Origin of the sequence: Dactylosporangium sp. CA-152071, assembly GCF_050936335.1 — a bacterium.
Taxonomy (GTDB): Bacteria; Actinomycetota; Actinomycetes; order Mycobacteriales; family Micromonosporaceae; genus Dactylosporangium; species Dactylosporangium maewongense.
Map to the genome: position 1 here is coordinate 3,617,351 of NZ_JBNJMZ010000002.1, position 10,074 is coordinate 3,627,424.

At 73.2% G+C, this 10,074-nt stretch carries 7 protein-coding genes; 4 read left to right on the plus strand and 3 right to left on the minus strand.

Annotation, left to right across the window (positions count from 1 at the left end):
- Nucleotides 1–60: 60 nt before the first annotated feature.
- Nucleotides 61–1,026, minus strand: coding sequence for a YihY/virulence factor BrkB family protein (locus tag ACQEVZ_RS56255; protein WP_433384349.1), 966 nt, complete (start codon nucleotides 1,024–1,026; stop codon nucleotides 61–63).
- 221 nt (nucleotides 1,027–1,247) lie between these two features.
- On the opposite strand from ACQEVZ_RS56255, the gene ACQEVZ_RS56260 reads away from it, so the two are divergent.
- Both ACQEVZ_RS56260 and ACQEVZ_RS56265 read left to right on the plus strand, forming a co-directional pair.
- The gene (locus tag ACQEVZ_RS56260; RefSeq protein ID WP_433384352.1) at nucleotides 1,248–1,679 is read left to right on the plus strand and encodes a DUF7144 family membrane protein; all 432 of its coding nucleotides are present in this window, start codon (nucleotides 1,248–1,250) and stop codon (nucleotides 1,677–1,679) included.
- A 138-nt stretch (nucleotides 1,680–1,817) separates the two neighbouring features.
- Nucleotides 1,818–3,698, plus strand: a complete 1,881-nt coding sequence (locus tag ACQEVZ_RS56265; protein ID WP_433384355.1) for a glycoside hydrolase family 15 protein — start codon at nucleotides 1,818–1,820, stop codon at nucleotides 3,696–3,698.
- A 32-nt stretch (nucleotides 3,699–3,730) separates the two neighbouring features.
- Here the strand turns inward: ACQEVZ_RS56265 and ACQEVZ_RS56270 are convergent, their stop codons facing one another.
- Nucleotides 3,731–6,154: a phosphoketolase family protein gene (locus ACQEVZ_RS56270; protein ID WP_433384358.1), complete on the minus strand. Its 2,424-nt coding sequence runs from the start codon at nucleotides 6,152–6,154 to the stop codon at nucleotides 3,731–3,733.
- Nucleotides 6,155–6,366: 212 nt separating this feature from the next.
- Here ACQEVZ_RS56270 and ACQEVZ_RS56275 point away from each other — a divergent pair, with 212 nt between their 5' ends.
- Nucleotides 6,367–7,032 carry a hemerythrin domain-containing protein gene (locus ACQEVZ_RS56275; protein ID WP_433384361.1) on the plus strand — a complete coding sequence of 222 codons (666 nt, stop codon included), beginning with the start codon at nucleotides 6,367–6,369 and terminating at the stop codon, nucleotides 7,030–7,032.
- On the opposite strand, the gene ACQEVZ_RS56280 is transcribed toward ACQEVZ_RS56275, so the two are convergent.
- Nucleotides 6,998–9,388, minus strand: a complete 2,391-nt coding sequence (locus tag ACQEVZ_RS56280; RefSeq protein ID WP_433384364.1) for an ATP-binding protein — start codon at nucleotides 9,386–9,388, stop codon at nucleotides 6,998–7,000. The two genes, ACQEVZ_RS56275 and ACQEVZ_RS56280, sit on opposite strands and share 35 nt — an antisense overlap.
- A 159-nt stretch (nucleotides 9,389–9,547) precedes the next feature.
- On the opposite strand from ACQEVZ_RS56280, the gene ACQEVZ_RS56285 reads away from it, so the two are divergent.
- Nucleotides 9,548–10,006 (plus strand): hypothetical protein, encoded by a 459-nt coding sequence (locus ACQEVZ_RS56285; protein ID WP_433384367.1) that lies wholly within the window; start codon nucleotides 9,548–9,550, stop codon nucleotides 10,004–10,006.
- The last annotated feature ends 68 nt before the right edge of the window (nucleotides 10,007–10,074 follow it).

Consider the following 10,074-nt stretch of genomic DNA (forward strand, 5'->3'; position numbering starts at 1 on the left):
GCGGCACCCCATGATGGTCGGCCCCTCGGCGCCGCCGTTCAAGTGCGCGGGTCGTGGCGCCTACCCTCGCGGCGGCGGGCCGAAGTCGACCTCGACCGTCTCGAAGGCCTTGAACCGCTGCGCGGTCGCGAACGACGTGTAGATGCGCCGGTCGGCCTCGGTCAGCTCGACGTCGTCGGTGAACTGGGTGAGCAGGGCCCGGGGCCACAGGCGGTAGGTCAGGATCATGTTGATCTCGGCGCAGAGCATCAGCACGAGCGCCTGCAGGTAGATCCAGGCGAGCGCGGCCAGGACGAGCCCGAACGTGCCGTAGAGCTCGCTCGCGCGGCTGAGCCGGGCGGCGACGTACTGGGCGCCGGCGGTCTGCAGCGCCATCCAGGAGGTCGCGGCGATCAACCCGCCGGTGATGACCTGGCGCACCCGCAGCTTCCGGGCGGTCAGCAGCTGCATCGCCGCGGTGAACAGGACGGCGTTGATCACGAACGTCAGCAGGTAGCCGAGGATCTGCAGCCTGGGCCCGGACCGGCCGGTGAGCTCGTTGGCGAAGGCCACGAACGTCGCGGCCGCCGCCGACAGCAGCACCGCGCCGCCGAGGATCAGCAGCAGCCCGAGGCTGCGCAGCCTGGACCGCATCGGATTGGGCTGCTCGTTGCGCGGGACGCCGTAGATGTGGTTGATGCCGGCCTGCGCGGCCTGCATCGCGCCCAGCCCGCCGTACAACGCGCCGAGGACGCTGAGCACCAGGCGGGTGCCGCTGCCGACCAGCCCGCTGACGTTGCGCTGCAGCTCCGGCCCGATGGCCGGCAGGTCCCCCACCGCCGACTGCACCAGCTCCTGGTGCAGCTCGGGGTTGGCCTCCAGGAAGAAGCCCAGCCCGGTGAGAAACAGCAGCGTCAGCGGAAACAGCGAGACGAAGCCGTAGTAGGTCACCATCGCGGCGAGGTACGGGCCACGGTCGTCGACGAACTTGTAGACCACCGCCAGCGGGAATCCCAGCCAGACGTGCCGACGCTGGAAACGATCCAACCACGCGACCACCGCGACCAGTTACCCCGCCGTCCCAGCGTCACGCCCGGCGTCCGCCCCGTGCGGCGTCCGGGACGAAGGCGGTCGCGGCAGGATTGTCCGCGGTCCGCGGGGGTAGGCCCGTCCCGTCTGTCCCGCATCCGGCGTTGTGGACGCTGACCAGGGTCACGCACGGGCGTGACCTGTCGTCCGGCGCCCGCTGAGTGGAGGGAGTGCCGAGCATGGCTGAACAGAGCGCGCAGCAGGAGACGGTGGCCGTCCGGGAGGAGCCCCCGGGCGGATGGGCCGGCGGCTTCACCGTCTTCGCCGGGATCATGATGATCATCGGTGGCCTGTTCCACCTGGCCACCGGCCTGGCGGCGATCATCGAGAACAAGTTCTTCGTCGTCACGGCGGACTATCTGTACACGTTCGACGTGACCGGGTGGGGATGGATCCATCTCGTCGTGGGCGTCGTGGTGCTCCTGGCCGGCTGCGCGGTGTTCACCGGACGGCTGTGGGCCCGGGTCGTGGGCATCGTCCTGGCCGGGCTGAGCGCCATCGCCAACTTCATGTTCCTGCCCTACTACCCGCTGTGGTCGCTGCTGATCATCGCGCTGGACGTGTTCATCATCTGGGCGCTGGCCGTGCAGGGCCGCAGCGTCCCGGAGTGACGGCCGGCGCGGCGATCGTCACTCCTTTCGGGCGAGGCGGCCCGGCGGCGGCGCGACAACGGTTGCAGTTGGGCACCCGCACGCACGACAGCAGGCGTGCGGGGATGCGCCGCAGCAGCACGAGTCGGGAGGCCCGCCGTGAACGCATATCCGGCCATCGAGGATCACGGGCTGATCGGCGACCTGCAGACCGCGGCCCTCGTGACGAACGACGGCGTCATCGACTGGTTCTGCGCACCGCGCTTCGATTCGCCGAGCATCTTCGCCTCGCTGCTCGACCGCAGCAAGGGCGGCTACTTCCAGGTCGTCCCGGACGGCATCTCGTACGTCAGCAAGCAGCTCTACCTGCCCGGCACGCCGATCCTCATCACGCGCTTCCTCAGCGCGGACGGCGTCGGCGAGCTGATCGACTTCATGCCGATCGCGGGCGACCACGCCACCGACGTGCACCGCCTCGTCCGTATGGTGCGGGTCGTCCGTGGCCAGATGCGGTTCCGGATCGAGTGCCACCCACGGTTCAACTACGGGCGCGACGCGCACGAGGTCGAGATCACCCCTGACGGCGTCGCGTTCCGCAGCCCCGGCTTCACCGTGAACGTCAACCCCGCCCGCCGCGGCGAACAGCTCTTCCGGCCCGAGGACATCCAGCGCAGCGACGACGGCCTCCGCCTGATCGGCACCCTGTCCGCCGGCAACGTCGGCGGCCTGGTCCTGGAGACCCAGCCCGCGGGACCACCCCGGGCGGTGTCCGCCGACGAGATCGTCGAGATGTTCCAGCAGACCCGCGACTTCTGGCGCGGCTGGATCGGCCGGTCCCGGTACAAGGGGCGGTGGCGGGAGATGGTGGAGCGCGCCGCGATGACGCTCAAGCTCATGACCTACGCGCCGACCGGAGCGCTGGTCGCGGCGCCGACCGCCGGGCTGCCCGAGCAGATCGGCGGCGAGCGGAACTGGGACTACCGCTACACCTGGGTCCGCGACGCCTCGTTCTCCGTCTACGCGTTGCTGGGGCTGGGCTTCACCGCCGAGGCGCAGGCGTTTCTGAACTGGCTCAACGACCGCGTGCAGCACGCGAGCGAGCACTCGTCGCCCCTGCAGATCATGTACCGGATCGACGGCTCCCCGGACCTCGACGAGGAGATCCTCGATCACCTGGAGGGGTACCAGCAGTCGTCCCCGGTGCGGATCGGCAACGCCGCCGCGAACCAGTTCCAGCTCGACATCTACGGCGAGGCCCTGGACTCGCTCCACCTCGCCGACGCGCACGGACTGCAGCTGTCCCACGATGCGTGGCAGCACGTCTCGCACGTGATCGAATGGCTCTGCGAGCACTGGGACCAGCCCGACGACGGGATCTGGGAGACCCGTGGCGGCCGGCAGGACTTCACCTACGGGCGGGTGATGTCGTGGGTCGCCTTCGACCGGGCGATCCAGCTCGCCCAGCACCGGGCCCGGCCCGCCGACCTCGGTCGCTGGACCAACATGCGCGACATGGTCTACCGGCAGGTCATCCAGCGCGCCTTCCACCCCAAGCGGGAGGCGTTCGTCCAGCACTACGACACCGAGGTGCTGGACGCGTCGCTGCTGTACATGCCGCTGGTCGGCTTCCTCGCACCGACGGACCCGATGTGGCACACCACGCTGCGCGCGATGGAGGAGGAGCTGGTCGCCGACAGCCTGCTCTACCGCTACGACCCGATGGCGTCCCCGGACGGGCTGCGCGGCTCCGAGGGCACGTTCACGATGTGCAGCTTCTGGTACGTCGACGCCCTCGCCCGCGCGGGCCGGCTGGACGACGCCCGGCTGACCTTCGAGAAGATGCTGACCTACAGCAACCATCTCGGGCTGTACGCCGAGGAGATCGCACCGACCGGCGAGCAGATCGGGAACTTCCCGCAGGCCTTCAGCCACCTCGCCCTCATCAGCGCCGCGATGAACCTCGACTACCAGCTCGACCACGGCGCGGGCAGAGTCGTCGAACCGGTGCTGCGCCACGGCATGGCGACCTCATCGGCCTGACGGGCCGACGGCACCGGCCCGCGCTCCGGGGTTCAGTCGCTCCACACCCAGTCGCGGATCTCGGGCTGGTCCTCGAAGTGCTCGCGGGCGTACGCGTTGGCCTCGGCGATGCGCGCGTCGCACTCGGCCAGCAGCCCGGGAGCGCGGTCGCGCAGCCGCGGCACGCGCCGGATCGCCTCGGCCGCCAGGTGGAACCGGCTCATCTCGTTCAGCACGACCATCTGGAACGGCGTGGTGGTCGTCCCCTGCTCGTTGAAGCCGCGCACGTGGATGCGGTCGACGTCCGGGTGCCCGTGCACGATCTCGTGGATCGCCCGCTGGTAGCCGTGGAACGCGAACACGACCGGCTTGTCCGCGGTGAACAGGTCGACGAACTGCGCCTCGGTCATGCCGTGCGGGTGGTGCCGGGCCGGGAAGAGCCGCATCAGGTCGACCACGTTCACGACGCGGACGCGCAGGTCCGGGACGAGCCGGCGCAGATACCACGCGGCCGCGAGCGTCTCCAGCGTCGGGATGTCACCGGCCGAGCCGAGCACCACGTCCGGCTCCCCGCCGTCGTCGGTGCCGGCCCAGTGCCAGATCGACGCGCCGTTCGCGCAGTGCTCGATCGCCGCCGCCATGTCCAGGAACTGCAGCTGCGGCTGTTTGTCGATCACGATCAGGTTCACGTAGTCGCGGCTGCGCAGGCAGTGGTCGGCGACCGAGAGCAGGCAGTTGGCGTCGGGGGGCAGGTAGATGCGGGTCACGCTGCCCCGCTTGGACAGCATCACGTCGATCAGGCCGGGACCCTGGTGGCTGAAGCCGTTGTGGTCGTTGCGCCAGCACGTCGAGGTGAGCAGGATGTTCAGCGAGGCGACCGGCGCCCGCCACGGGAGGTTCCTCGCCTCCTGCAGCCACTTGGTGTGCTGCACCGTCATGGACGCCGAGACCATCGCGAACGCCTCGTAGGTGGCGAAGAGCCCGTGCCGGCCGGTCAGCGTGTAGCCCTCCAGCCAGCCTTCGCACAGGTGCTCGCTCAGCACCTCCATGACGCGGCCGTCCGCCGACAGGTGGTCGTCGACGTCCAGGCCGGGGCCGACGAAGCACCGGTTCTCCACCTCGAAGACGTCGCCGAGGCGGTTGGAGTTCGTCTCGTCCGGGCAGAACAGCCGGAAGTTCGCCGCCCCGGCGTTGCGGACGAACACGTCGCGCAGCAGCTTGCCCAGCTGCCGGGTCGACTCCCGCCGCACCACGGCCGGCCGGTCGACGGCGATGGCGTAGTCGCGGAAGTCCGGGAGGTCCAGGTCGACCAGCACCGTGCCGCCGTTCGCCCGCGGGTTGGCGCTCATGCGGCGGTCGCCCCGCGGCGCGAGGGCGGCGAGGTCGGGCACGAGTGTGCCGTCACGGTCGAACAGCGCATCCGGCCGGTAGGAGCGCATCCAGGACTCCAGCTGGGCCAGGTGCGCCGGGTTCGTGCGGATGTCCGCCATCGGCACCTGGTGCGACCGGAAGGTGCCCTCCGCGGGCTGCCCGTCCACCTCCTTCGGGCCCGTCCAGCCCTTGGGGGTGCGCAGCACGATGGCCGGCCAGCGGGGCCGCCCGGTCACGCCGCCGGCCCGGGCGTCGCGCTGGATGCCGCGGATGCGGTCGTAGCACCAGTCGAGCGTCGCCGCGAACGCCTGGTGCACGTGCCGCGGGTCGTCGCCCTCGACGAACCGGGCGTCGTAACCGTTGCCCTGCAGGAACGCCGCGATGTCGGCGTCGCTGTCGCGGGCGATCACGGCGGGTCCGCTGATCTTGTACCCGTTGAGGTGCAGGATCGGCAGCACCGCGCCGTCGCGGGCCGGGTTGAGGAAGGCGGTGCTGCGCCAGGCCCCGGCCAGCGGCCCGCACTCCGCCTCGCCGTCGCCGACCACCGCGGCGACGATCAGGTCCGGCGCGTCGAAGGCCGCGCCGAACGCATGGGCCAGCACGTAGCCCAGCTCGCCGCCCTCGTGGATCGAGCCCGGGGTCTGCACGCTGACGTGGCTGGGGATCCCGCCGGGGGTCGAGAAGCGGCGGCACAGCAGCCGCAGGCCCGCCGCGTCCCGCGTCACCTCGGGGTAGACCTCCGAGTAGGTGCCTTCGAGGTACGCGTTGCCGACCAGCGCCGGTCCGCCGTGGCCCGGGCCGGCCAGGTAGATGACGTCGGCGTCGCGCTCCCGGATCAGCCGGTTGAGGTGGACGTAGACCAGGTTCAGGCCGGGTGAGGTGCCCCAGTGGCCGAGCAGCCGGGGCTTGACGTGCTCCGGCCGCAGCGGCTCGCGCAGCAGGGGGTTGTCGCGGAGATAGATCTGCGCGAGGGTCAGGTAGTTGGCGGCCTGCCAGTACCGCTGCATCTGGTCGAGCAGGGTCGGGGGGAGCGGCCCGGCCGCCGCGGCCTCGCGCTCCTCCGTGGTGCGGACCGCGCTGGAGTGCTGCACGTCGAACTTGAGCATTGCGGGCCTACCTCCGGGAACGGCTGATCGCGCTATCCGAATTGTCGGCCTTGTCCCGCAAGGATGGTGATCGCGACGGCGGGCATAACCCGGCCGTTCACCCTCGGGATCGCGGGTCTGTGGGGCGAGTGTGTGGGCGCTGTGGGTGGGGTGGGGACGGCACCGGCCGGGAGGCTGGACGCACCAGATCCGTCCAGCCACGAGGAGTCACCGTGACCGCCCTGACCCGCACCGACCGGCGTCCCGACGTCCACGAGATGGTGGTCGTCCACCGCGCCTTCCGGCGGGAGTTCGGCGCCGCCGCCGGCCTTGTCCGCAGTACCCCCGCGGGCGACACCCGCCGCGCGAGGATCGTCGCGGAGCACCTGCGCCTGTGCGCCGCCGGCCTCGAGATGCACCACACCGGCGAGGACATCGTGCTCTGGCCGCTGCTGCTCGAGCGGTCCGCGCCGTCGACCGGGCTCGTCGAGACGATGCAGGCCCAGCACCACGGCATCGACGAGCTCGTCGAGGCCATCACCCCCGCGCTCGCCGCCTGGGAGGCCGCCCCGACCGGGGCCGCCGGCGAGCGCCTCGCGGCCCTCTGCGAGCGGTTCACGGCGGCCCTGCTCGAGCACCTCGACCTCGAGGAGCGCGAGGTGCTGCCGCTGGCCTCGCGCCACGTCACCGCCGCCGAGTGGAACCAGATGGGGCAGCACGGCAAGGACACGATGACCCCCAGCCAGCTGCCGGTCATGTTCGGCCTGGTGCTGCAGGACGCCGACGGCGAGGAGCGCGCCCGCATGCTCGGCAACCTCCCGCTGCCGGTCCGGTTGCTGCTGAAGACCGCCGGCGCCTGGCAGTTCAGGCGCTACGTCCGCCGCCTGCGCGCGTCGTGACCACCGCGGCACGGGCCTGGATCTCGGCACCGCTCGCGGCCCGCCCGGCGTCCCACTCGCGGGCGAACGCCTCGTCCCCGAGGGCGGCCCGGGTGGCGTCGAGCCCGCGGTCGGACAGCGCCCGCGAGACCGGGAAGGTGGGGTCGACGGCGTCGGCCGCCGAGATCGAGGCGCCCGCCCCGAAGAGCCAGGCCGCGGACACCGGGTCGCCGACCCGCTGCGCGAGGCTCGCCAGGGCGGGCAGCGCGTAGCCGAGGGTCCAGCTCATCCGGGCGGCGAGCGACAGGGCCACCGCCTCGCCGAGCAGCGTGGCGGTCGCCGGCTCGTCGCCGAGCAGCTCGGTGAGCGTCGCGTGCACGTTGAGCGCGGTGGCGAGGGTGAAGGCGTTGCCGGCCGCGCGGGCCGCGCGCACCGTCTCCGGCAGGGTCAGCCCGGCCGTCGCGAGGTCGCCCGCGACGAGGGCGAGCTGGCACCGCGCGAGCCGGGCGTGCACGGCCACCCAGCGACGTCCGGCGGCCTCCGCCTGCGCCAGCGCGCGGCCCAGCAGCGCGTCGGCGTCGTCGAGGGCGCCCGCGAAGACCGCCGCCTGACCGGCCAGGGTCAGGACCTCGCACGTCACGGTCGGCTCGGCCACCCGACCGGCCAGCGCCACCGCGTCGCCGGCGTCGCGCAGCATCGAGGCGGTGTCGCCGGCCAGCAACTGCAGCCCGAGCCGGCCGGCCAGGGCGCGGCAGCGGGCGACGTCGGAGGCCCCGGGGCCGATCCGCTCCAGCCACGCGAGCCCTTCGCGGGCGTGGCCGCGCAGCGCGAGGTAGAGCCAGACGCTGCCGGCGAGCTCGGCGGCGTCGACGTCCCGGTCGAGCTCGAGCAGGCGGAGGAAGGCCGAGCGCAGGTTGGCGTGGTCGGCGTCGAGCCGGTCGAGCTCGGCCGCGAGGTCCGGCCCTTCCAGCAGTACCGCCGAGGCCGTGGCCCGCGCGTGGAAGTGCGCGGCGTGCCGGTCGGCGGTCGCGGTGGCCAGCCCAGACGCGTGCAGCCGCCGCATCGCGAACTGCCGCACCGGCTCCAGCAGCCGGAAGCGGGGCTGCGGGTCGGGCGACGGCACCCGGAGCATCAGCGACTGGTCGACGAGCGCGCCGAGGGCGGGCAGCACGTCGGCGTCTTCGCCGGCGACGGCCTCGATCGCGTCGAGGGAGCACCCGCCGCTGAGGACCGCGAGGCGCTCGAAGAGGGCGACCTCCTCGGGCTCGAGGAGATCCATGCTCCACTCCAGCACCGCGGCCATCGTGCGGTGCCGCTCGGGCAGGTCGCGCGGACCCGCGCCGGGGCCCTGCCGCTCCAGCCGGGTGAGGAGGGCCGGCGGGGTGAGCAGCCGCAGGCCGGGCGCCGCGAGCTCGACCGCGAGGGGGAGCCCGTCGAGCCGCCGGACGATCGCGGCCAGGGCGGGAGCGTCGGCGGCGGTGACGGCCGTGGGGGACCCGGCGGCCGCGGCCCGGTCGAGGAGCAGGGCGACGGCGGGCGAGGAGGCCACCGCGTCCACGTCGTCGCCGGCGGGCGTGGTGAGCGGCCCCAGCACGAGCTCGTGCTCGGCGCGCACCCGCAGCGGCGCGCGGCTGGTCGCCACCACGACGAGCTCAGGGCAGCGCGCCACGAGGCCGGCGAGCGCCGGCGCCGCCTGGGTCAGCTGCTCCAGGTTGTCGAGCACCAGCAGCATCCGCAGGCCGGCCAGGTGGGGCACGAGCGCGTCGAGCGGGTCGAGGCCGACCTCGTCGGGCAGCCCGAGCGCGGCGGCGATCCCGGGCACGACGAGCTTCGGCTCCCGGACCGCGGACAGGTCGACGGCCCGGGCGCCGCCGGGGAAGCCCGGTGCCGCGAGGCGCAGCGCCTCCATCGCGAGCCTGGTCTTGCCCACCCCGCCGGGGCCGGTGACCGTCACCAGCCGGCGCGTGCCCGAGCGGACGAGGGCCAGCAGGACAGCGAGCTCGCCGTCGCGGCCGATGAGCGGCGTGCCAGGACCCACCGGAACGTGGGCCGGCGACGGGACAGCGGCCGCGGCCGGCGACACACCCGCGGCCGGGAACACACCCGCTGCCGAGGACGGGGCCGGGGGCGGGGACGCCTCCCGGCTGGGGACCGCGGCGACGAGGGCCGCCCGGTCGCCGTCGTCGAGGGCGAGCCCGTCGGCGAGCGAGCGCACCGTGTGCGGGTAGGGCCGGCGCCGTTCGCCGCGCTCGAGGGCGCCGATCGCCTTCGCCGTGAGGCCCGACCGCTCGGCGAGCTCCTCCTGGGTCAGCGACCGCGCCTCGCGCAGCCGGCGCAGCACGGCGGCGAACTCGCCGGATGCCGCCGCCCCCTCCACAGCTCAGATGCTAGTCGCGCGGGTGCCGTGGGCGGCCGCGACACGGGAGGGCGACCGGCTGTGGTGCCGGTGTGGGCCCGCTGTGGGTGGGGTGGCGCCCGGCGCGGCCCGAGGCTGGGAGCCGACGGCATCCCCGCCCTCACGACGAGAGGACAGACCATGACCACGACACCGGCCACCGCCACCAACACCGCCACCGCCACCGGCACCGGCACCGGCACCGCGAGCGGGAGGCGGACGGCACCGTACGGCCGCCACATGTCCAACGTGCTCGTCGCGGCCTTCACGCTGTCGGCGGGGCACACCGTCTACGCGAGCGTCGAAGGCATCGAGGACCCCACGTTCACCGTGACCACCCCGCTCGCGTGGGCGTTCTACGTCGTCGGGTTCGGGGCGGCGGTGCTGGCCCGGCGGACCGGGCGCGCGGCGCAGGCGGCGGTGCTCGCCTACCTCACGGCGCTGCTGGCGATCTCCGTCTTCTACTACCCGACGACGTTCGGGCCGCGGCAGCAGACGACGTTCGGGTGGTTCGAGAACGACGTCTACGTCGGGCTGCTCGTCACGGCGACGTACCTCGGGGTACAGCGGCTGCGGCGCACGACGCTCACCCCGCGGTGACGCCGCCCGGGACGGCCGCGGGGCCGGGGCCGAGCTCGGGCGGGCGTTAAGAAACCGTCAAGGACGCG

What these genes read in the sequence shown, in the direction of transcription:
- ACQEVZ_RS56260 (WP_433384352.1), top strand. Translation starts at nt 1,248, where the DNA reads ATGGCTGAACAGAGCGCGCAGCAGGAGACGGTGGCCGTCCGGGAGGAG.
- ACQEVZ_RS56270 (WP_433384358.1), bottom strand. Translation starts at nt 6,154, where the DNA reads ATGCTCAAGTTCGACGTGCAGCACTCCAGCGCGGTCCGCACCACGGAG.
- ACQEVZ_RS56285 (WP_433384367.1), top strand. Translation starts at nt 9,548, where the DNA reads ATGACCACGACACCGGCCACCGCCACCAACACCGCCACCGCCACCGGC.